This window comes from Candidatus Lariskella endosymbiont of Hedychridium roseum, assembly GCF_964020185.1.
In the GTDB taxonomy this organism is placed as follows: domain Bacteria; phylum Pseudomonadota; class Alphaproteobacteria; order Rickettsiales; family Midichloriaceae; genus Lariskella.
In genome coordinates this window covers 978,718-1,001,028 of sequence record NZ_OZ026538.1, presented here as the reverse complement: position 1 = coordinate 1,001,028, position 22,311 = coordinate 978,718, and the positions used below count along the sequence as shown (strand labels likewise).

18 protein-coding genes and 3 pseudogenes are annotated in these 22,311 nt (G+C 34.2%); 13 read left to right on the top strand and 8 right to left on the bottom strand.

Features of this window, described 5'->3' with window-relative positions; all coding sequences use genetic code 11:
• Positions 1 to 63: 63 nt before the first annotated feature.
• Both AACK98_RS05075 and AACK98_RS05070 read right to left on the bottom strand, forming a co-directional pair.
• Complete coding sequence (locus AACK98_RS05075; RefSeq protein ID WP_339040222.1) at positions 64 to 438, bottom strand: IS1 family transposase; 375 nt, start codon at positions 436 to 438, stop codon at positions 64 to 66.
• A 35-nt stretch (positions 439 to 473) separates the two neighbouring features.
• Positions 474 to 773, bottom strand: coding sequence for a hypothetical protein (locus AACK98_RS05070; RefSeq protein ID WP_339040224.1), 300 nt, complete (start codon positions 771 to 773; stop codon positions 474 to 476).
• Between the two features lie 1,243 nt (positions 774 to 2,016).
• Between AACK98_RS05070 and tsaB the strand changes: the two genes are divergently transcribed.
• The 3 genes from tsaB to AACK98_RS05055 all read left to right on the top strand — a co-directional run bounded on the left by tsaB (position 2,017) and on the right by AACK98_RS05055 (position 4,523).
• Positions 2,017 to 2,730 (top strand): tRNA (adenosine(37)-N6)-threonylcarbamoyltransferase complex dimerization subunit type 1 TsaB, encoded by a 714-nt coding sequence (gene tsaB / locus AACK98_RS05065; protein ID WP_339040473.1) that lies wholly within the window; start codon positions 2,017 to 2,019, stop codon positions 2,728 to 2,730.
• Positions 2,731 to 2,996: 266 nt separating this feature from the next.
• A complete protein-coding gene (locus AACK98_RS05060) occupies positions 2,997 to 3,962 on the top strand; it encodes a ribonucleotide-diphosphate reductase subunit beta (protein ID WP_339040471.1) in 966 nt (321 codons plus the stop codon).
• A gap of 3 nt (positions 3,963 to 3,965) precedes the next feature.
• Positions 3,966 to 4,523, top strand: coding sequence for a type II toxin-antitoxin system RatA family toxin (locus AACK98_RS05055; RefSeq protein WP_339040469.1), 558 nt, complete (start codon positions 3,966 to 3,968; stop codon positions 4,521 to 4,523).
• A gap of 25 nt (positions 4,524 to 4,548) precedes the next feature.
• On the opposite strand, the gene AACK98_RS05050 is transcribed toward AACK98_RS05055, so the two are convergent.
• Positions 4,549 to 5,226, bottom strand: a complete 678-nt coding sequence (locus AACK98_RS05050; protein ID WP_339040467.1) for a hypothetical protein — start codon at positions 5,224 to 5,226, stop codon at positions 4,549 to 4,551.
• 406 nt (positions 5,227 to 5,632) lie between these two features.
• On the opposite strand from AACK98_RS05050, the gene ppdK reads away from it, so the two are divergent.
• A complete protein-coding gene (gene ppdK / locus AACK98_RS05045) occupies positions 5,633 to 8,296 on the top strand; it encodes a pyruvate, phosphate dikinase (RefSeq protein WP_339040465.1) in 2,664 nt (887 codons plus the stop codon).
• Between the two features lie 106 nt (positions 8,297 to 8,402).
• Here ppdK and AACK98_RS05040 read toward each other — a convergent pair whose 3' ends face one another.
• Positions 8,403 to 8,771 carry an IS1 family transposase gene (locus AACK98_RS05040; protein ID WP_339042583.1) on the bottom strand — a complete coding sequence of 123 codons (369 nt, stop codon included), beginning with the start codon at positions 8,769 to 8,771 and terminating at the stop codon, positions 8,403 to 8,405.
• Positions 8,678 to 9,061: a hypothetical protein gene (locus tag AACK98_RS05035; RefSeq protein WP_339040357.1), complete on the bottom strand. Its 384-nt coding sequence runs from the start codon at positions 9,059 to 9,061 to the stop codon at positions 8,678 to 8,680. The genes AACK98_RS05040 and AACK98_RS05035 overlap by 94 nt, the downstream gene beginning before the upstream one ends.
• 847 nt (positions 9,062 to 9,908) lie before the next feature.
• Between AACK98_RS05035 and AACK98_RS05030 the strand changes: the two genes are divergently transcribed.
• From AACK98_RS05030 to AACK98_RS05020, 4 genes and pseudogenes are all read left to right on the top strand, one after another.
• Positions 9,909 to 10,190 carry a hypothetical protein gene (locus tag AACK98_RS05030; RefSeq protein ID WP_339040463.1) on the top strand — a complete coding sequence of 94 codons (282 nt, stop codon included), beginning with the start codon at positions 9,909 to 9,911 and terminating at the stop codon, positions 10,188 to 10,190.
• Between the two features lie 66 nt (positions 10,191 to 10,256).
• Positions 10,257 to 10,625: pseudogene (tnpA, locus tag AACK98_RS05025) on the top strand (IS200/IS605 family transposase); the annotation flags it as partial.
• Positions 10,626 to 10,730: 105 nt separating this feature from the next.
• Positions 10,731 to 10,901, top strand: coding sequence for an IS1 family transposase (locus AACK98_RS08260; protein WP_410520024.1), 171 nt, complete (start codon positions 10,731 to 10,733; stop codon positions 10,899 to 10,901).
• 293 nt (positions 10,902 to 11,194) lie between these two features.
• Positions 11,195 to 12,065, top strand: a protein-coding gene (locus AACK98_RS05020) for an IS630 family transposase (protein WP_339040258.1) whose coding sequence is annotated in 2 segments (ribosomal slippage) — positions 11,195 to 11,518 and positions 11,520 to 12,065 — 870 coding nt in all. Because the reading frame shifts where the segments join, the coding sequence is not laid out codon by codon here.
• A 9-nt stretch (positions 12,066 to 12,074) separates the two neighbouring features.
• Here AACK98_RS05020 and AACK98_RS05015 read toward each other — a convergent pair.
• From AACK98_RS05015 to AACK98_RS05010, 3 genes and pseudogenes are all read right to left on the bottom strand, one after another.
• Positions 12,075 to 14,084: an ankyrin repeat domain-containing protein gene (locus AACK98_RS05015; RefSeq protein WP_339040461.1), complete on the bottom strand. Its 2,010-nt coding sequence runs from the start codon at positions 14,082 to 14,084 to the stop codon at positions 12,075 to 12,077.
• Between the two features lie 30 nt (positions 14,085 to 14,114).
• A pseudogene (locus AACK98_RS08255) lies at positions 14,115 to 14,384 on the bottom strand (ankyrin repeat domain-containing protein); the annotation flags it as partial.
• A 29-nt stretch (positions 14,385 to 14,413) separates the two neighbouring features.
• Positions 14,414 to 14,632, bottom strand: a complete 219-nt coding sequence (locus AACK98_RS05010; protein ID WP_339040459.1) for a hypothetical protein — start codon at positions 14,630 to 14,632, stop codon at positions 14,414 to 14,416.
• 1,975 nt (positions 14,633 to 16,607) lie between these two features.
• Here AACK98_RS05010 and AACK98_RS08250 point away from each other — a divergent pair.
• From AACK98_RS08250 to AACK98_RS04990, 5 genes and pseudogenes are all read left to right on the top strand, one after another.
• Positions 16,608 to 17,045, top strand: a pseudogene (locus AACK98_RS08250) (ATP-dependent zinc protease); the annotation flags it as partial.
• 72 nt (positions 17,046 to 17,117) lie between these two features.
• Complete coding sequence (gene rimK, locus AACK98_RS08245; protein ID WP_410520023.1) at positions 17,118 to 18,014, top strand: 30S ribosomal protein S6--L-glutamate ligase; 897 nt, start codon at positions 17,118 to 17,120, stop codon at positions 18,012 to 18,014.
• Positions 18,015 to 18,223: 209 nt separating this feature from the next.
• On the top strand, positions 18,224 to 19,150 hold the full coding sequence (locus tag AACK98_RS05000; protein ID WP_339040455.1) for a LysM peptidoglycan-binding domain-containing M23 family metallopeptidase: 927 nt from the start codon (positions 18,224 to 18,226) through the stop codon (positions 19,148 to 19,150).
• A gap of 1,028 nt (positions 19,151 to 20,178) precedes the next feature.
• Positions 20,179 to 21,045 (top strand): divergent polysaccharide deacetylase family protein, encoded by an 867-nt coding sequence (locus tag AACK98_RS04995; RefSeq protein ID WP_339040453.1) that lies wholly within the window; start codon positions 20,179 to 20,181, stop codon positions 21,043 to 21,045.
• Between the two features lie 858 nt (positions 21,046 to 21,903).
• Entirely contained in the window at positions 21,904 to 22,302 is a 399-nt protein-coding gene (locus tag AACK98_RS04990; protein ID WP_339040451.1) for a hypothetical protein, read from the top strand.
• The last annotated feature ends 9 nt before the right edge of the window (positions 22,303 to 22,311 follow it).

Sequence of the window (22,311 nt, the reverse complement as noted above, 5' to 3'; positions counted from 1 at the left end):
GTGTTAACCCTATCACATATAACTACATAAAACAAGAATTCTTTGATACAGCTATGGGCATTGCTAACTAAAGATAGATATCAGCAAGTCTTTATTAAAAAGCATTAGGATAGAGTTATAGATCATATCTATGGCCTTACTGTAACGTTTGGTTTTACGATGAAACCTGGCTAAATAGTGCCGTATTAATGAGTTGAATGATTCCACTAAAGACGTTTCTGCCTTAGTAGAATAGTGTTTTTTAGCAATCCTAAATTTTTCATAAACGTCGTAATGGTCACTGCATGATATCTCTATCTCGTAGCTACTTTGTAATCGCATGGCAATCGGAAGATAGGATGCAAAATCCCTGACAATGCTCACTTCAAAATCAACAACTTTATTTCTGTCCCTATCAACAGCAAGCCAAATGTAGACTTTGTTAGTTTTTTTTGGCAATAACTAAAAAGCTCATCCAGCTCAATAATTGAGATTTACTTGGCATCCTCAGGTATCGTAACATCATTCAGCCTTTGTTTTAGAAGCTTTGAGAATTTTCTAATCCACTTTATTATAAGTGGACTCGAGACCTTTTCTAATCTCTCGATTGATCTAATTCCAACTCCCTCCAGATACATACTAACAACCTTCATCTTTTTATTAAGGCTGTACTTTACTCTCATATCTCCAGACTTATAGCTCTTTTTACACTCTAGGCACTTATACCTCTGACGACCTTTAATATAGCCATTCTTTGTGCTTCCTATGCTGCCACAATGCTTACAACTTAACATATATAATGCTTCCAATATAACTTACTATCAAGGCAGTATACATATACGCGAATTTAAAAGCAAAATCTATTCTTGGTTAGCAATGCCGGTAATTCGCGTTAGTATAATTAGTTCATTCTGAAGAATTAGTGTAGATTAGAAATGATGTGAAAGGTTTAAGGATGAAAGTATATAAAGATTTGCAAAGTAATATTTATTTAACGTTAAGAATTTTGCAAAAAATGTATCCTAAAAAATAGATAATCGTTAGAATACAATTTTTGCAAGTCGCCTGAGTTGGTTTTACTGTCAGAGAAGATATAATGAAAGTTGACTTGAGGATGAAATTTCTGAAGTTTATCTTGGAAATGAAAATAGACCTCTTTCGAAACTAGCTTCTGGCAAAAAAGTGGTAGAAGATTTAGATACGGCAAGACAAGAGTATATTTGGTATATATGAGGAGCTGCGAACACAAAATCGACGCACAAATTCTTGTCATAAGTAGAGTCCGCGAAAGATGTCTAATATTTTAATCTCAATTCTCTAACACGAAATATTATATTTATTGTATTCTTCAGAATAGAAGAATTAGATTGAAAAAGTTTAATAGACTTCTTCTTCAAACTTGTATTAGTGCGGCAAGTGCAAGGAGTATACGGAGCTTAGGGAAGCACCGAAGTTGTACAAAGAAGTACATAAGCATCTCTCATGAAGGCTTAGGATACGACAAAGCAATTGTTCGCTGTAACAAGCGTTTGAAGAATCAGTCTAATGAAAGGTGAAAACTTATCTGTCAATTTATATAACGCGAGTTGCCAATTAATTGATTGCCGTGTGGTAGATTTTTAGCACTCTATATGTTGCTGAGGGTTTTGAAAATAAACAAAAATAACATATGAAAAAGGTTTTTGCATCAAGGTACTGTTTTTTGATGATTTTATGAAAGATCTATTTATCCACATTGCTGGTAATTAGTAGCTTAGATGCTTCATATTAATTGGCAACTCGCGCTATATAGCAGAGTAATTTATCATGGCTTGGTAGAAATTGGCAATATTTGCGAATGTAATGTTTTGATCAAGTGCAGATAACAGTTTTGATATTAGCTAAATACAAAAAAGTTCGTTGGTTTTTGAATTCTAGCGTATATTTTTCCAGCAGTTCCTGTGTTCATATGATGAAGTCGGTCATTTGTAAGCATCCTATAACATATTTGTATATTGTATTTTTACATATAACACTTTCCAAATTGAGTTGGTTATTATGAAAATTTTAGCATTAGATACATGTTTTGGTACTTGCTCAGTGACGTTGTTGATAGACGGAAGTGTACATATAACAAAGCTTGAAGAGCGTTATTCAATGCAAGCAGAAAGGCTTTTACTAATGATTGAGGAATTATTGAGCGAAGCAAACTTAATATATAGTGATTTAGATTATATATCTGTTACTATTGGGCCAGGTGGCTTTACAGGAGTGAGGATAGGTCTTGCTGCTGCATATGGAATATGTATAGTTTCTAAAATACCATTGATATATTTCAGTACACTTGAGGTTGTTGCTTTTGAGTCAGAATATAATACAAAGAAGTTTCCACTCAAGGTCATTGCTTTAAACGCAAGTTTTGACAAGTTTTATTGTCAGTCCTTTATAAGTTCCAGTATTAAAAATACGGTTGATTTAGGAGATCAATTTAAGTCAATTATGGAGCCATGTATTGTAGATATAGATTTCTTAAATGAAGTTGCGCAGCGCTATGAAGTATTTGGTAATTACTCACTACACAATAGATCGTTATATAATAGTGAGCCAGAAAAGTACGGGTTAAAAGAAGTTATTATGCCAACAGCAAATGGCTTAGCGTTATTGTCATATGAAAAAATTATCAATGATAATGTGGGTTCGAACATGATAGATTTTGCAAATCGTGGCGATATCAAGTTTATTGAGCCTATATACTTGCGTTCATTCATTTAGGAGTAAAATGATTACTGTTTTTGTTTGCAGCGGAAATATAGTAGGAGTATAATTGCCTAAACAATTTGGTGAGAATGAAAAAAAGAAATCGAATTTTACAGTGTGTCTTTATATTATTTGAAGCATGGCATATGCTTAGCTCATGCATTTGATGTTTATCATACATAGAATATGCAACTATACTTAGTGTTTCAAGTTTTCTCTCCTATATTTTATTGTTTTATAATTTGCATTATTTCATTAACTAAAAAATTTACTTGTATCACATGTCACTTTTATCATCAGCTCCTATATATAAGCCATTTCAATATCCATGGGCGTATGACGCTTGGAAACTGCAGCAGCAATTGCACTGGCTACCAGAGGAAGTCCCAATGGCAGATGATGTTCAGGATTGGAAGCATGAGCTGACTGAGAATGAAAGACATCTGCTTACGCAAATTTTTAGATTTTTTACCCAGGCTGACATTGAAGTGAATAATTGCTATATGAGGCATTATGCCAGAGTTTTCCAGCCAACAGAGGTGCAGATGATGTTGGCTGCATTCTCTAATATGGAGACAATACATATAGATGGTTATTCTCAGTTGCTCGATACTATAGGGATGCCGGATGTTGAATACCAGGCCTTCATGAAATATAAAGAAATGAAGGATAAGTATGATTATATGCAAAATTTTAATGTCGATTCTAAGCTTGAGATAGCCAAGACCTTAGCTGTATTTGGTGCTTTTACAGAAGGACTGCAACTTTTTGCTTCATTTGCTATGCTGCTTAACTTCCAGAGATTTGGCAAGATGAAAGGTATGGGGCAGATAATTACTTGGTCTGTGCGAGATGAGACTTTGCATACAGACTCTATAATTAAGCTTTTCAGGACTTTTGTACATGAAAATCCAGAAGTTTTTGTACCTGAGCTTCATGAATTTTTATATGAAGCGTGCAGAACTATAGTTCATCATGAAGATGCATTTATAGATCTAGCATTTGGCTTTGATGGCGCAATAGAAGGTATGTCATCTGGTGATATTAAGTTATATATCAGATATATAGCTGATCGTAGATTAAAACAGCTTTGGATGACTCAAATATATAATGTTGAGAAAAATCCGTTACCTTGGCTTGACGAAATGCTTAATTCTCCAGAACATACTAATTTTTTTGAAAATAGGGTGACTGAGTATACAAGGGCTGCAACCACTGGAACATGGGAAGAAGCATTTGCGAAGTAGTGATTGTTACTGCATTGTTTAGTAAAAATTTTTAGTCAATTTGCAATAAAATGTTTAATGCATACTTTTCAAAAAACAATAAGCTTAGATAGTGATATAGAAAGTGTATATCGCTTGATATCAGATATTCAAAAGTACCATGAGTTTATTCCTTGGTGTTCTGCGAGTAAAATAATATCTCGAGAGGTAATAGAGCGTAATGAGAAGTCTGATGCTGTTATTCTGGAAAAATTAGTTGCTGATCTTAATATTGGTTTTGGTTTTATAACGCAGAAATATTCCTCATTAGTTCTTTTGTCTCCACCAAGAGTAATTGAGGATGATCAGCATGGTATGGTGAAATATAGTGTTGCATCTGTGATTGCTGAGGTGCTTGAATCTGCCACTATTCAATTTTTAAAAACTTCTTGGAAGTTGAGGGAAGTGTCGGAGAATAACACGGAGGTAGATTTTCATATTGAAATTGAGCTTGCCTCAAAAACGTTTTCTGTGATGCTTTCTAAGTTATTTCCTGGATTATGTGATAAGATGGTAGAAGCATTTTCCAAGAGATTGTTTTAGAATTCAAGGCATAGACTATTTACTTTTATAACTCACCATCTATCCAATGACCTGTGTGATTTGTAACTAATATATCTTGGTATAAAATACCTTGATCCTCAAATTTGTTTTTTACAAATTGTAACGGCATGTTGTAATAGTCTGCTGCAAACAAAAAATCATCCCAAACTGATGCAAATGTTTCAGCATATTCACAAGCAGCAGGCTCTCCTTTAAATAATACATTGTAATACGGCATTAACATAGCTTCAACCATATGCATAACTGTGTGAGGCTTCTCATATATTTCGTCATAATAAGGTTGCATAAAATCTGGCGGTCCTAAGTTGAAATATTCCACAGATTCAAATGGAGAAGTAGAGAAAAATTCTAATACCCTATATAACGGCACTCTTTCAAGAAAAGCATTTGGTAATAAGCTTATTACCTTCTCAGCTGATGCGCGTATCGCAAAGCCATCTGCAACTTCATATGCATGGTGCTCTAAATAATCAGAAAGCGAATATTCTTCATGCTTTTTACACTGTACAGTGTTTGCAGGAAAATTATTCCCTTTATAACTATTTACGATAGATCTACCAGTTACGATATCATGTAATAAATCCGCAATGAATATATTAGCTGACCTTATCGCACCAAATATTATACTCTCGCATAATTTATCCGTAATAAATCCAAACGCAACAAACCTAATAGTTTGCATGAGACATAAGTTTCGCATTAACATCCACACCCCTTTCAGTATTTCACAAGCGTCATGGACTTATATTAAAAATATTTGCAATAGTCAAATGATATGTGTATACAAGTGCTAGGAGTTTGGTGCTTTATATCTGGTACACTAGATGTACACGATTGTTTAAATAGCTAGGTTTTTCATACTGAGATCTAAGAGATTATATGTATACCGCAGGTAAATGAAGAATTGGTGTTTATTATGGTACTGCCTTCATAAGTGCTAGCGTGAGGATTTTTTGGGGTCCAACGTATATGTGTGAAACGTGAAAAAGTTAAATTAAGCAACTAGAGAGCTGTAGTTTACCCTCATTATAATATCGGCTAGAATCCCAACTTAACTTATTAATCAATCTAAGACGAAGAATAATTGGATGAAACCAGAAACTGTTCAATACGTCTATAAATTTAGTCAAAATCATATTGACGGAGATTGCTCAATGAAGTCTCTGCTTGGTTCTAAAGGTGCAAATCTTGCAGAAATGCTTAAGATTGGCATACCAGTACCACCTGGTTTTACTATTTCTACAGCTGCTTGTTTCGAATATTATCAGAACTCCAGATCTTTGTTGGATGTGATAAAGAGTCAAGTCGTTGAAGGAATTATTCATCTAGAAAATACTCTTGGAAAAAGGTTTGGTGGACCAAATAGTAACTTACTCGTTTCTGTAAGGTCTGGTGCTGCAATCTCAATGCCTGGTATGATGGATACAATATTGAACTTGGGGCTAAACGATAGTTCAGTGAAGTTACTTGCTACAAGCTCAAAGAACGAAAGATTTGCGTATGATAGTTATAGAAGATTTATTCAAATGTATTCTTCTGTAGTACTTGGCATAGATTTATATGAATTTGAAAAAATCTTTAATAATAAAAGAAGGGAAAACATCTCTCAAGACCAAGATATTGATTCAACATTAATGAATAAGATCATAGATGAATATAAAGATCTAATAATAAAAAGAACAGGGAGAGAATTTCCAGAAGACCCATGGGAACAACTTTGGGGTGCTGTGTGTGCAGTTTTTGACTCTTGGCATAGTAACAGAGCAAAGAAATATAGAGCTATTCATTCAATATCAGATGATATATGGACAGCTGCGAATGTACAGGCAATGGTATTTGGTAACTTTGGTGACAACAGTGCAACTGGTGTAATGTTTACGCGCTGCCCATCAAATGGAGAGAAAAGAATATTTGGTGAGTTTTTGCCTAATGCTCAAGGGGAGGATATAGTATCTGGTACCTATACCCCATTGCCAATTTCCATTAGTTGCAAACCTGAGTTTGGAGGTAGTGATATAGAATCACTTGAGGAGAAAATGCCTCAAATTTTTTCTAATCTAATTAAAATAGCTGAGAAACTTGAGAAACACTATAAAGAAATGCAGGATATAGAATTCACAATTGAGGATGGAAAGTTGTGGATTTTACAAACTAGAACTGGAAAAAGAAGTGCTCAAGCAAATATCAAAATTGCTCTTGATATGGTTGATGATAGAATTTTATCAGATAAAGAAGCTCTTATGAAAGTTAGTGCAAAAAACATAGAGCAGTTGATACACCCAGTAATAGATCCAAATGAAACAAGCAAAGTGATTGCAAGAGGGCTTCCTGCTTCTCCTGGAGCTGCTAGCGGACAGATTGTTTTTTCATCAAAAGCGGCAGAAGATATGTCACGAGGTAAAAGTGTAATACTAGTGAGGCATGAAACTAGTCCAGAAGATATTGCTGGTATGAACGCATCTTGCGGAATACTAACTGCACGTGGTGGCATGACTTCTCATGCAGCTGTTGTTGCAAGAAGTATGGGAAAGCCGTGTGTATGTGGAGCATCTAGCATAACAATAGATGTAGAGAAGAGGACGCTGAAGATCGGCACTACGATCCTTAAAGAAGGGGATTGGATCACGATAAATGGAATGAATGGAGATATCATTGCAGGTAAAGTAGCAACAGTTTTACAAGGCGTTTCTAATGAATATAGAAGAATAACAAAAATTGCAGACAGCTTTGCTAAAATGTCAGTGATGGCAAACGCTGAGACTAAGCAAGATGCTAAAATAGCTTTAGAATTTGGTGCGCTTGGAATAGGGCTATGTAGAACGGAACATATGTTTTTTCAGTCTGAGAGAATATTTTGGATGCGCAAAATGATTCTTTCGAAAGAAAAAGAAGAAAGAGTAAAAGCGCTTAACATGTTATTGCCGTATCAGCAGCAGGATTTTCTTGATCTTTTTGAAATTATGCTGGAAAAGCCTATTGTAATTAGATTGCTTGATCCACCGTTGCATGAATTTCTTCCACTGACAAATGAGGAAATAGAGAGATTTGCAGGAGCTAGTGACAATAGTTTAGATTATGTTGCAACTGAGATTGCAAGATTAAAAGAAGTAAATCCAATGCTTGGGCATAGAGGTTCTAGGCTTGCTGTTACGTATCCGGAAATCTATTCAATGCAAGTGAAGGCTATTCTACTTGCCGCGAGGCAATTTTCGCAGCAATCTAGTACCTATGTTATTCCTGAAATAATGGTGCCGCTTATTATGAACGCAGCTGAGCTGCAAATAGTTAAAAAAATTGTTTGTGAAACGGCTTTGGAAGTACAGGCTCAGTTCGACTTTGAAGCTAAATTTTTGTTCGGAACTATGATAGAGCTACCAAAACTTGCTCTTGAAGCAGATAAAATAGCTCCACTCGTTGATTTTTGTAGCTTTGGTACAAATGACCTAACACAAATGGTCATGGGTATCTCTCGAGATGACTGTGCCAAGTTTTTACCAACATATCTAGAACAAAAGATTTTTCAGAAAGATCCGTTTGTTTCGATAGATACAAACGGAGTTGGCCAACTTATCAGACTTGCCGTGCAAAAAGCAAAATCAACAAACCCGAACATTAAGTTAGGTGTTTGTGGAGAGCATGGAGGTGATCCAGAATCAATAAAATTTTTTCACGATTCAGGTCTAGATTATGTTTCATGTTCGCCATATAGAGTCTCTATAGCAAGGCTCGCAGCTGGGCAATCTGCATTGTAATATTGATTTTGGTAAATATAGTGAATAATTTTAGTCTATTTTCATTTATTACACTAGCGCGAGTTGTTAATAATCTGAGTATACAAGTTTCGTAACTTGAGAGTTTTCACATAAAGATAGATAAGAGCTGTTCTTGATATTGTTTGAATATTTGTGTAATAGTAAGAGCGCACCAAAGCTTGATGGATCCGTATACCATTGACTCTTTTTTAGAAACGATTTTAGTGCGCCGTGTCATTCGGCATAAATGATGTCGCGTGTTGCTATTATCTCTCTCGATACATACTGTGCCAGACTTTCCAATTGTATGACGCTCTTTGGGTAAAATTTTAGAAAAAGCCTCCCAATCATCCGTATAAAAATGACATTCTTTCAGATGACTCACTTTGTTGTAGAGCTTTTGGAATGTTGCAGTATCACGATTGCCTGTAACCCAGGCAACTGTTCTCCTTGTACTACGATCAACTGCCTTAATGATCCAAAGCTTGTTTTTTTTGAACCAATAAAATGCCACATCTCGTCGAATTCCATCTCCATAATATCCGAAGAGACAACTGGCTCCTGAGTCTTGCCCATCGCCTCTACTACCCAGCGATAAATTATGGACGCCGAATGCCATAATATCTTGCATAACATAGAAAAAGAGCCATTACCAAGACTATATAGCATAACGCATAATGCTTTCTTAACAGCTGTTTGAGGCTTCTTGCCCAGATCGCCCTCAACAAAATTTAGAACATGATCTGCACTTATAACGCTGTACATCCCTCACAATGCCATTTTTTACCAAGCTATCAGAGCAACATCCCTTACAACAAACCATAAAACCACTCTTTAGTTTTTAAAAAAGTGATCATATCATACTTCTATCTAATTGTGAAAACCCTCCGTAACTTTAATAGCGTCTGTAACATATAATACTTCTTTGCAAAAATCGTTGAATTTTATCTTTCACAAACTTTAGAAAAGTTGTTCATGACTAAAGTTTTGAAACATATTCATTAAGTTTTTTTGAACACTTGATTTCAGTTAAGGCAAGTGCAAGGAACATACGGAATCATACAAGTCGCACGCGGCACGAAGTATATGAGCATTCCATTAAGCTAAGGATACGACAAAGCAATTGGCTGCTAAAGCAAACGTTTAAAGAAGTTTAATCATTAGATCCTCTCATGTTAATCATCTGATATTTACACAAAGTTCTTTGCTGAGGCTATATACTAGTAATATTTTCAAAACTGGCGCCTTTTTATCAGACCGTTTGTTGTGACTGATTTTACACACATGCACCATTTCCTAATTCTTTTTGATATATAACTTCATATATGTATAAGTTTTAAATGCCAACTCTTCATTTACCAGGGGTTATACAACTAATACGATACAACTAAACTTTTAGTTGTTGCTAAAGAGCACTGCTTCCTTTATAATTCGCAGATCAAACTTCAGGGTATTTTTGTTGTGAGTATATAAGAGATTTTTTGTAAATGAGATTGATACTACATCAAAGGTTTGTTTTCTAGGTTACTCAGTATATTAAAAAAACTGAGAGTTTTCACAATTAGATAGAAGTATGATATGATCACTTTTTTAAAAACTAAAGAGTGGTTTTATGGTTTGTTGTAAGGGATGTTGCTCTGATATCTTTGTAAAAAATGGCATTGTGAGGGGTGTACAGCGTTATAAGTGCAGATCATGCTTTCTAAATTTTGTTGAGGGCGATCTGGGCAAGAAGCCTCAAACAGCTGTTAAGAAAGCATTATGCGTTATACTATATAGTCTTGGTAAGGGCTCTTTTTCTATGTTAGGCAAGATATTAGGGCATTCGCCGTCCATAATTTATGTAGTTATATGCGATATGGTTAACACCCTCGCCTTTAGGCGAACACTTTAGTATTAGTTATCTAGGAAATGTGCTAAGGGAGGACGAATGGAATATAGGAGATGATCCCACAGCCTATATGACCTAAAGTATCATATAGTATTTTGTACTAAGTATAGGTATAGAGTTTTAACTGGGCAAGTTGCGATTAGAACTAGGGAAGTAATCCGAGAAATATGTGCTGCTAATTACATAAATATAATTAGTGGCAGTATGAGTCCTGATCACGTACATATATTAGCATTGGTTCCGCCTAGTATATCAATATCTAAAGCTGTGCAATATATTAAAGGTATAAGTAGTCGTAAGTTGCTACAGGAATTTGCACTGCTCCGTAAGCGGTATTGGGGACAACATCTTTGGGCCAGAGGGTATTTTGTTGTGACAGTTTGCAATGTGAATTCAGAAGAAGTGCAAAAATATATAGAACAGCATAGAACAGCATGAGGAACATCACAAAAAAGATGATTTTAGAATATCAGAGTTTTAGCGTTTACGCTTTTAATCTGCTTTGCAAGCGTTACACAAACTACCGCGCTTTAGCCGGTAGTAATTGATACGGATGATTGGGATGCTTTTTCTAAAATTTTACCCAAAGAGCGTCATACAATTGGAAAGTCTGGCACAGTATGTATCGAGAGAGATAATAGCAACACGCGACATCATTTATGCCGAATGACACGGCGCACTAAAATCGTTTCTAAAAAAGAGTCAATGGTATAAGGATCCATCAAGCTTTGGTGCGCTCTTACTATTACACAAACATTCAAACAATATCAAGAACAGCTCTTATCTATCTTTATGTGAAAACTCTCTAATCTTTCAATCAGCAGTTCCAATGCTTTTGTATTACGTAGAGCGGCATAATGCGCCACAGTCTCGCCATTTCGCGCTCTAACTTCCAGCACTTGTTCTGGAAATTTATTCATCAAGAGTATAGCATAAGTGACTAAGATACTGACAAAAGTTAGGAATTAAGATATAAAAAGTGAGTATGAAATAAAAAGCATAAAATTATGGCAAGAGCATATCCAATAGAACTTAGGGTAAGAGTAATAGAAGCATTAGAAAATGGTGCAAGAATCACTAAAGTGAGTAAACTATTTAGAGTGAGTCGTGATACTATCTATAAGTGGAAAATTCTGCAAGATAAGCACGGTTCTTTGAAAGCAGCAAGTGGTTATCAAAAAGGTCACAGTCATAAGATCAAAAATCTAGAAGATTTTAAAGAATTTTTTGAATTAAATATTGCTATGACATCAAAAGAACTAGCAAAGAAGTGGTGTAATATATCACCTACAACGATCTTACAGGCGATAAAAAAACTTGGTTATAGCTATAAAAAAAACTCATCTTCATCCGAAAAGAGATATTCCGTTAAGACATGAATTTATTGAAAAGATAAAAACCATCACAAGAGATAAAATAGTATATCTTGATGAATCTGGAATAGAAGATAATGCTTGTAAAGGATATGGTTGTAGTATTTTAGGAGAAAGGTGCTATGGGGAAAAGGTGTATCAACATAAAACTAGAATAAGTATGATAGCTGGTCTTTGTAATTGTAATCTTATTGCTCCCGTAATATTTGAGGGTAATTGCAATAAAGAGGTCTTTGAAGCTTATATTAGGGAGATGTTAATTAAAGAATTAAAACCTGGACAAACTGTTGTTATGGATAACATTAACTTCCATAAGAATCCTAAAGTGAAAGAGTTAATTGAATCTGTGGGTTGTTACATATTATTTTTACCAACTTACTCTCCTGATTTAAATCCTATAGAGCATTACTGGTTTAAGATAAAAAATGAAATTAGAAAAACTATAGATTTATTTGATACTCTTTATGATGCTGTTTTTAATACAATTAAATTGTCAGCACCTTAGTCACTTATGCTATATTAGTGAATTATCGTTAAATTGAACGGCGTGATGTAATATTGTATCGCCATATTTATCCTTCAATTGCAAGATTTTTCCTTGGTGCTGCTCTATTAAGATCTCAAGTGATTTGCTGGAGATTTGAGTAGCATGGTGGAAAGCTGTGTAGCCATTTTTATCTCTAAATTCTAATAATCCCTTACTTACTTTAAAGTTCTCTATTAGCATCGCTAGTGACTCTTCATTCTGTGCTGCCCAATGCAGAACAGTTTCGCCATTGTTATCTTCTTTCCAAAGCAAGCTTTCCACTTTCTTTGGAAAGCGGGTTATCAGAAGCCTTAGCGAATTTGGCTCAAGAGTTGCCAAGTGCAACGGAGTTTTACCGTGGTTATTTTGTATATCTAAAAATCTTTCGACTTCTTTTGGAAAGTCACTTATCAATAGTTTTAAGGAGTCTGGAGTTTTGATAGAAGAATGCAGTATGCTATCGCCTGCAAGGATATTTGGCCGAATATCTAGCATACTTCGCACTGTTATCTTAAATTCATCTTCATCTAATAAGCATTTCAGTGAATTTGGAACCTGAACAGCAATATGTAGTGGAGTATGAGCATATTTATTTGGTATATATAACAGATCATCTATTGTGTTTTTAAATTGGTCTATCAATAGCAGCAGAGAGGGTGAAAACTGAACAGCAAAGTGCAGTACAGTATCATTATCTTTATTTTGTGCTTTTAGCAGATTCTCTACAGTGCTTGAAAATTCATCCATCAAGAGGTGTAGAGATTCTTGAAACTGAACAGCAAAATGTAGTACAGTATCGCCATCTCTGTTTTTCACTTTCAGCAAGCTATCTACTGTAAGCGGAAACTTTTCTACTAAAAGCTGCAGTGAATTTGGAATTTTAGCAGCAAAGTGTACCACAGTGTCGCCATCGCCATTTTGCCACTCCAACATAGTTTCCACTTGTTTTGGAAATGTACTTATCAAAAGTTTCAGTGAATCTGGAAAGTTAGAAGCAAAGTGCAAGGCTATTGCACCAGAATAATTCTGTATTTCAAGCATTCTTTCTACTTGTTCTTTGAACTTATCTATCAAAATATGTAATGATTCTGGATTGGGAATTGCAAAGCGTAGCACTGTGTCATCATAATCATTTTGCATCTCTAGCAATTGCTCTACTTTTTCTGGAAATTTGTCTATTAGTAGCTTGAGCGCGTCTGGATTGAAACGCGCGGCATGATGCAACACTGTGTGGCCACGGCTATCTTTTACTTCAAAAATATCTTCCTGAAACTGATCTATCAGGAGATTTAGCGAATCTTTGTTAAGTTGAGCTGCATGGTGCAAAGCTGTATAGCCATCTTCATCTCTAATTTCTAAAAAAGCTCGCATTATTTCAAATTGTTCCAGCAGAAATTTTAATGATTCTGAGTTTTGAACGGCAAAGTGTAATGCGGTTTCACCATAGTTATTTTGCTCGTCTAGCAAGTTTGCTACATCAAGTGGAAATTTTGCTGTTAATAATTTTAGCGAATTGCTCTCTAAAGCTGCGTGATGTACTGCTGTATTGCCATCTTTTTCTTTGACGCTGAGTAGATCTCTAATTTTGTTTGGAAATGTATAGATTAAAAGTTTTAGCGAATCTATATTGTACATTACTGCATATCGCAGCATTGTTTGAGCATCTTGCTCATTCTTTTTCTCCTCTAATAAGTTTTTAATTTCTAGTGAAAATTTTAGTATCAGGCTTTTTAATGCATGGACGTTATGCCGTGTTGCATAGTTTAGCACTGTATCACCGTAACTATCTCTTACTTTAAGCATTTGCTTTGGAAATCTATTCATAAGAAGCCTCAGTGAATCCAGGTTCAGCTGCATCGCTTGATATGACACTGTTTCGCCATTTTCATCAGCAATATCAAGTATATCTTCTTGAAACTTGTCTATTAGAATCTCAAATGATGCTGGATTGAGCTGCGCCGCATGATGAAATATTTTAGCGCCATTTTGATCTTTCATCTTAAACGCTTCCTTTGGAAACATATCTATGAGAAGTTTCAGAGAATCTTTGTTACATTGCGCGGCTATGTGTAGTGCTGTATAGCCATGTGCCTCTGTGAGTGGAAGTAGTGCTTTAACTTCTTCTTGAAATCTATCTATTAATATTTGCAGAGAATCTTTGTCGTATGCGGCAGTGTAGTGCAGCGCTGTCATTCCATATTTATTTTGCTCACCTAATAAGCTCTTTGCTACATCTGGAAATTCATCTAACAGAAATTTAAACGAATCTTTGTTAAACTGTGCTGCAAAATATAGCAAATTATCGCCATTATTATTCTTTATAGCAATTAAGTCTTTAACTTTTTCCTGAATTCATTTGTTAATATTTGCAGCGAGTCTTTGTTATAAGCGGCGAAGTGCAGTGCTGTATTTCCATGATTATCTTTTTTGAGCAGAAATTTCTCCACTCTACTTCGATATTCTTTTATGAAATTTTTTAGTTGCTCTGGATTTTCTTGAGCGACGAGACGTAATGTTTGGTAATTAATGTTACTGACGCCTTTCATAAATTACTCCTCATGATTTATCTGATTTTGAAAGCTTAAAAGCAATAAATCGAAATTTCTCATCACAAAGCCTCACAAAGAGCTATAGCAAATGAGCACGCAACCATAAGTGAAATAAATTGTAGTATTTTAGTAGGCTATTTGAAAGAGAGGCGGATAATGCATTGATAATAGTAACAAATGAAGAGTTATTATTTAAATTATGCATATATGAAGTTAGATTTCAAAAAGAGCTATGAGAATGATATGCAAGTGTTAATAAAATGCATAAGAATCATTCTAAAGGCGCTAATTTTGAAAAGTGTAACGAGTATACTCAACTGTTAGGATATATCTCGATAAAGAGAAGAGTCAATAGTAAAAATAGAATTTTGCTATATTCTTCGCTTTAACGCAGATAATGCAGATAATATTAGGGTTTTCTCCATGGTTACTTGCAATAGATAGCAACAAGAAGTATATACATGAGGTAAATGACAGAAAGATGTAAGAAAATAATGATATAGCATGAAATATCACATATTATTTTAGCATAGATGCGGCTGGATTGCATAAATAGGTATGGCTCTGATCTTCTTGTGTTTATGAAATGCTAAGTGTTATATGTATTGCAATATTCTTTGATTTGAAATTCACAGTGGTCATTTAGATTCGTTTTATTAATGTTTAGTTCTATGCGCTGCTTTGTATCAAAAATCCAAAATGCAAGCTCTTCATTTACCTGGCGGTAATGTATATTGGTACGTATTTGTTGAAATAAAAATTAAAGATTTGAAGGGTGAAGTATTAAAACATATTTTGTAATACGGATAAAGCAAAAAGCATGAGGTTTTATATGATAATCTCGACTGTTTTTTGTTATATTTCATACTGAAGTTAAATATAATAATAAGCACTTTTGTTAGGTTAATTTCTTTGCTTTATATGCATCTTTAAATCTTGATTTATTATGTTGCTGCATTTATATTCGCCCCTGGAACTATATTGCTTGCTAAGCTTGATTTAGATTTTGCTTGACAGATTTTTGAATAATTGAATGCATTTATAGTTATATTTTTATTAAACACTATCTCAAGTAAGTGCACTAAGCGAGGATTTTGAGAGCATGATTTTTTAGAGTAATGAATTAGTCGTCTGCGTCATAACTTTAAGAAGCTAGAGTGATTTATCTTTGCCTGCAAGCAATTATGATGCACAGAAAGTCCTGCAGAAAAATTGACAAAATCGCTCAAAACCTTATGGATTTTGTGAGAGTAGTGTTTACTAAGTACAGGAATATTATAGATGAAAATTAGCACATGACGGTTGCTAAGCTAATTTTGCTACATTTAACTTTTCACAAAAATTTATTTGCTTAGCAAATCGATTTTTGATGGGCAGACTAATTAATTTTTTTTGCATAACAATTTTTACATATTTGCCAAAAAATTAACTGAGTAATATAGAAAATTAGGCAAAAAAGGTTTGTAACAATGATTTTGCAAGCAGTGCTTAAATTATGTATAGTTGATTCAATTTAAAGTTATTGCATATTACGTATTAAGTTTTTGCGAGTGGCAAATTAGACGCTATAGACTGCAGAAGTAAACAATGATAATTTCATCTGAAATTTTATTGCTTTAATGAAGTAATGTATCAAGGTGAGTATTTATGCATGCAGCAATTAATGATGCTTGGAATTCAGAAAATATAGCGATAATGTTTGTATATTAAAAGTTATATTATGAAATATAGCCTTTATTGTGAGTTATAAAATCTGTTACTGAAGCTGGCAGATTTTAGGTTTGTTTGCCGATATTATTGCTTGCTTATATAAAAAAGTAGAGTAACTTTTTATTGCTTATAGCTTTTTTAAATAAATCTTTGTCTTTATTTGTGATGGTAATTTCAGATAGTTTTGCTATGCCTTTTTATTTTACAAATTTTTTCCAAAGAAGAATTTGTAATCCTATATAATTATAAATGACTGGTGATAATGCAGAACTTTGGTGCTTCTACTCCGTACTACGAAAAATTTCTCATAGGCTCTGAGGAATGGTGTTCACTTCCATCTTTAGGATTGCCAATCATCAAAATTAGAATTGATTCTGGTGCAAAGACTTCGGCATTACATGCGGTGAATATAGCACCATATATAGAAAATGGTGTTGAATATGTTAAGTTTGATATACACCCAATACAGGATAATAGGCGTATAGTGAGGTCTTGTGTTGCTCCTGTTGTATCCAAGAAAGTTGTGAGAAGTTCGAATGATGTACTAGAACATAGATTTGTCATTTCTACTAAGATCAAAATGGGTGACTCTATTTGGGATATAGATGTAAGTCTAACGAATAGAGACTCTATGGGGTATAGAATGATACTTGGAAGAGAAGGGATGCGAAATAGAGTTTTTGTAGATCCAGATTCATCATTTTTAACTCATAAAATTTCTGATAAAAAGGCGCTACAGTTATATAGCAGCAAAGTAGTTTCCAGATCTGGTTTGAATATAATATTGCTTGCTTCAAATCCAGAATTATACTCAAATAAGCGTATTATGGAGGCTGCGCGTGCTAGAAATCATAATATTTCATTTGTGAATATTGGAGACTGCTATATTAACGTGCAGTATGGTGGTTATTCTATATACCATGCAGTTACTAAAAAGGAGTTAAAGGAAGTTGATGCAGTTATTCCAAGACTGAGACCTTCTATGACATTCTATGGATGCGCTCTCACAAGGCAGTTTAATTCTTTGGGTGCGTTTTGTTTAAATGATGCAGTTTCTATATCAAATTCCAGAGATAAGCTTAGATGCCTTCAGATTTTAGCTGGTAAAGGTATAAATCTTCCAGTTACTAGTTTTGCAAGTGCTCCTGATGCTACTCAACATTTAATAGAGACTGTTGGTGGTGCTCCTGTTATAATAAAATTGCTGGAAGGAACGCAAGGTATGGGAGTTGTACTTGCAGAGACTAGAAAGGCTGCAGCTAGTGTTATTAATGCATTTAAAAGTGTAAAAGCTAATATTCTTGTACAAGAGTATATTAAAGAAGCTGGTGGTTCAGATATCAGGTGCTTTGTTATAGAAGATAAGGTTGTAGCTGCAATGCAAAGACGTTCTGCCCCAGATGATTTTAGATCGAATCTTCATTTGGGAGGAAGAGCATATAAAGTACAACTTACAAAAGAAGAGGTGAAGATTGCAATATCTGCTTCAAGAACTTTGGGGTTAAAAGTTGCTGGAGTGGATATTATAAGGTCAAAAGATGGTCCAAAAGTGATAGAGGTGAATTCTTCTCCTGGACTTGAGGGAGTAGAGACAATTACAGGGAAGGATATAGCAACTATGATGATAAGATGCATAGAGAAAAACATATACGGGATATCTTCGATGTAGAAAAATAAAATGAATTATATTAAGTTCTTACATTAGATTTCTTGTGAAACTTGTTTCACAAGTGAGGCAAGTGTAAGGAGCATAGTATACGTGAGGTATATGAGCATTCTTAGTACCAGGAGTGGCAAAATAATTAGCAGCTGAAATAGAGTTTATAAAGCAGTCTATTATCCGCCAAATAGTTGGTTATATAATCGATGGAGAGTTTTGTGCGAAATATTATAGTTTTACTGGGGTTGCTGGCTTTATGTACTTCTTGTACATCAAATAAAGAGAAGCCTTTGATAGAAAACAAGCAAGAATTGTATTATGGTCGTAGTGGTGTAGTAAAATTTGTCACAGTTGAACGAGATTATTCATTAAAACAGTTTGCTGAAGTACAGGGTGTGCCAGTATCTGAGATTGCTAGAGCAAATGGTTTGCGCACAGATGCTTATCTTTATGCCGGGCAAGTTGTGAGGGTTCCAATGTTTAGTACACACCTTGAGGGAGAAGTTGTTTTTATACCAGATTCAAGTGATAAAGAGCCTGAGTATGTGGAAGAAGTAAGATCTTTAATGGGTGAACAAGATGATGTTGATTTAGAGAAAAGTGGTGTTAGTGCTGGAAGTGCTTTAGAAAACGATTCTAGAATGACCAAAGGTGATAAAGGCGGTATTGCAGATAGTAGAGCTGCTGTGAATGCAGATTCAAAGAATGTTACTACAAAAAGTTCCTCTAGTACTCAAACAAAAAGTGGCTTTAAATACTCAACACCTTTAAATTCTGATGAATTTATTTGGCCTCTGCATGGGAGAATAGTATCGAGGTATAGTCAAGTTGCAGGTAAGAGTAATGAGGGAATAAATATAGCTGCGCCTGCAGGGACTAAAGTTCTTGCGATTGCAGGTGGTGAAGTTATATATGTTGGTAGAGAACCAAAAGTATATGGTAATTTGATTGTAATTAAGCACGATGGCGGTTATCTCTCTGCATATGCGCATAATGAGAAAATTTTAGTAAAGAAAGGTGCATTTGTGAAACAAGGACAGTCAATTGCTCTAGTTGGTGCGACTGGTTCTGTAAAATCACCGCAATTGCATTTTTCAATGCGTAAAGGGAAGAAAACTTTAAATCCTGAGTCTGATACTGAATAAAGTGATTGATAGTCTTTTCGCGCTTTGTGATTTGCGATTCAGTAATGCTTTATAACATTATTTGTAGAGTATTAAGTGCAAGATATACCAGAAGAGTTGGCATTTCAGATTTTGATACGAAGCTATAAGCACTGCTCGCAAAGTTATTTCGCAGACTCCTCTGGCCTGATTTTCAAGCATTATTTTGTTAAATTTTTGCAAATATATATAATATTTAACTCAAAAAATTAACTTATACTCTAAAAAATCATGTCTTCAAAATTCGCGCGCGTATCACTTACTTGGGCGCAGTGCCTAGGAAGAGTGAATTTGGCATGTAATTATCAATATATAATTAGTGCTCTTGGCGGAACGCGAATTTTGAAAAGTATGACGACTATATAGCTTGAAATTTCAAAGCTAAAGTTAGATCCTCAGTTCACAAATTTCAAACGCTTCAGCACGTTGCTGATTTTTCTTTCAATATATCAATGTCTCTAACTTCCTTAACTATAATGTTTTTTTGCAAATCACAGAGAGTAATAGCTCATTTTAGAAAAATACTTCACTCTTTATGTTGTTACAAAAATGCAATACGCTCTATAGTTAAAAAATTCGCTTGTAACTAGAAAAATTATATTTAGAATCTTTTTATATATTCCTGGTACTAATCAGGAATTTGCTTAGTCGTTTGTATAGTTTCTTTTATTTTGAAGAGCCCATTTTGTTGCTCTATGCTTCACTATGCTTCAAATATTATATATTTTATATTGCATTTAAAATTTTAATTAATTGGGATTTTTTATAGAGTAATAAGATTGAATTGGAAATTTACTATAATGATTCAATGTTTTTTTGCTTGTATTTTTTATAGATGCGATTTTATAAAAGATATGGTGAAAAACAAAGAATCATAAAAAGTTCGTGATCAGAATGATATTAGGTCATGGCTGTTCTAGGCTTATATTAAAGAATTAAATATAAATATAACTCGAGAAATATTTTTGATGAAAAGAGTTTTTTATGCAGTAGCTCTAATAATTTGTTTATTGGGGCTCGGGTTTATAGCACTACGCGACATTTCTAATGATAGTGTTGTTGATAGTAATACTACATCCGCTGTTATGAGTGAAAAGGGTGATATAGCAGTAGAAGATGAGTCTACTTCTACATCACAAACAGATAATGTTGCTCAGGATAGAAAGATGTATATTGCAATCATTATAGATGACATAGGTATAAATAAATCTACATTTGAGAATATAATTAAACTACCTAATTCTGTTACTTTAGGGTTTTCACCTTATCCAGATGATGTGACAGAGTTAATTGCAAGAGCAGTAGATCTAGGTTTTGAAGCAATCATAAAAATTCCAATGCAGACTAAATCTTATCCAATGGAGGATCTTGGTCCTTATACTTTACTTGATGATTTAAGTGATTATGAAAACGACTCTAGAGTACAGATAGTTTTTTCTCGCTCTGACGATATAGTTGGTGTGTATGCTAACCCTGGTGAGATTATTACAGATTATATAGATAATGTTCGTCACATACTGAGAAGTTTTGCTATATTGCTTGATGCCTCGAAAAATCCATTAGTGTTTTTGTATTCTGATGAATATGATAAAAAGCCTATTACTAGAGCTGCTGCTGAATTAAATATTATGGAAAATATATGTTTGATAGATATTGCGCTCGATAATGGAGGTAGTAGTGAAGATATATTAGAAAAAATTGCAGATCTTGAGATGATTGCCAAATCAAGAGGAGTTGCAGTTGGTATAATACGTCCATATCAAGCTAATATAGAGATTCTTCAAAAGTGGATGGAAACGCTGAAAGAAAAACAGATTGAGATTAAACCGCTTACATTATTCATGAAAGAGAGGTCCAAGATTGCAAGTGGGAACTAAATTCTCTATCGCTTAAAAATCGATCATATAATGTTCAAACTAATCTGCTTGTCAAAAGCTGCGTAAATCAATTTATTCCTAATATATATCTATTATCTACATATGAAGTGAAGCTTAAAAAAAGAGTTAGGAAGGCTGTTATTGACTCAATTTTTGGCGGATGGACTTCTTCTTAAAACTTTTTTCAGGTAAGCAAGTGAAAGGAAGCATACGGAGCGCAGTGTACAAGAGGTACAAGAGGTACATGAGCATCTGAAGGCAAAGAAAGTAATAAAGCAATTGGCCGCTTGAAATAAGGCAATGCCTTCATTAGTGCACGCTTTGATGGTTTGCAGGGCATGATTTTTTAGAGTCCCAGTTAATTTCTGAGTCAGATATTATATATGTTTACAAAGAAATGAATGAAGTAATGCTTGAAAATCAGGCCAAAGGAGTCTGCGAAAGTGACTTTGCTGGGCAGTGCATAAGCATTTGAAGAAGAAGTCTAGTGTTAACCGTTCGTGTCTGGTATCTCTGTATAGTTATAGTGTAATTATAAATTCTACTAACAGCTTTTATAGCATTATAGAAGTGGTTTATTGCAATGATGTTGGAAATCATATAGAAATATGTATAACTGGAATTGCTAGTCGGTTTATCACTGATGTTATTTGTTGTGCTTCTAGCGTCTTAAGATAGTAATTTTTTATATACAGGTAACTTAAGCAGTTATTTTTTGTATTTGTATAATCAATTTCAAAATTCATTATATTGTAATGGTATAAATCTTTTGATTTAGATGTTGCACTATAGCAGAAAATCTCTATGTAATGTTACTGAAATATACAGCTGATATGCTTTAATTATTAAAGGAGTTATATGCATTTTAAGTGTCTGGTCTCTGTATTAATTTGCACATTTCTTGTATTTGGATGTAGTAAATCTTCAAGCAGAAAAGATAAGACTGGAGGAGATCCTAAAGATTTTAAAGAGAGAAGGGTGCCTAGAGAGAATGCAATGATTAGTAGAGGTGTTGGTGTTCGTTCTAATGTTGATTTGATGTCGAACCCTCCTAACAGAAATATGCAGGATGATGCGGTATTAAATCTTAGTGAGCAAAACAATACAGGAAATAATGTATATACTAGAACGAATTCTGATGAGAAGAAGACTAGTACTGGCTTTACTCAAAGTGTTTTAAATAGAAATGCAGCTTCAAATGTTCAAAGCACAGAAGGTGATAAGAAAACGATAGCAGATGGTAGTAAAGAAGCGTAGATTCTACTT

Excerpts from the sequence above, each read along its gene's own strand:
- AACK98_RS05070 (WP_339040224.1), bottom strand. The coding sequence starts at position 773 with ATGTTAAGTTGTAAGCATTGTGGCAGCATAGGAAGCACAAAGAATGGC.
- tsaB (WP_339040473.1), top strand. The coding sequence starts at position 2,017 with ATGAAAATTTTAGCATTAGATACATGTTTTGGTACTTGCTCAGTGACG.
- AACK98_RS05060 (WP_339040471.1), top strand. The coding sequence starts at position 2,997 with ATGTCACTTTTATCATCAGCTCCTATATATAAGCCATTTCAATATCCA.
- AACK98_RS05050 (WP_339040467.1), bottom strand. The coding sequence starts at position 5,226 with ATGCAAACTATTAGGTTTGTTGCGTTTGGATTTATTACGGATAAATTA.
- ppdK (WP_339040465.1), top strand. The coding sequence starts at position 5,633 with ATGAAACCAGAAACTGTTCAATACGTCTATAAATTTAGTCAAAATCAT.
- AACK98_RS05035 (WP_339040357.1), bottom strand. The coding sequence starts at position 9,061 with ATGTACAGCGTTATAAGTGCAGATCATGTTCTAAATTTTGTTGAGGGC.
- AACK98_RS05030 (WP_339040463.1), top strand. The coding sequence starts at position 9,909 with ATGGTTTGTTGTAAGGGATGTTGCTCTGATATCTTTGTAAAAAATGGC.
- AACK98_RS05015 (WP_339040461.1), bottom strand. The coding sequence starts at position 14,084 with ATGAAAGATCAAAATGGCGCTAAAATATTTCATCATGCGGCGCAGCTC.
- AACK98_RS05010 (WP_339040459.1), bottom strand. The coding sequence starts at position 14,632 with ATGAAAGGCGTCAGTAACATTAATTACCAAACATTACGTCTCGTCGCT.
- AACK98_RS04990 (WP_339040451.1), top strand. The coding sequence starts at position 21,904 with ATGCATTTTAAGTGTCTGGTCTCTGTATTAATTTGCACATTTCTTGTA.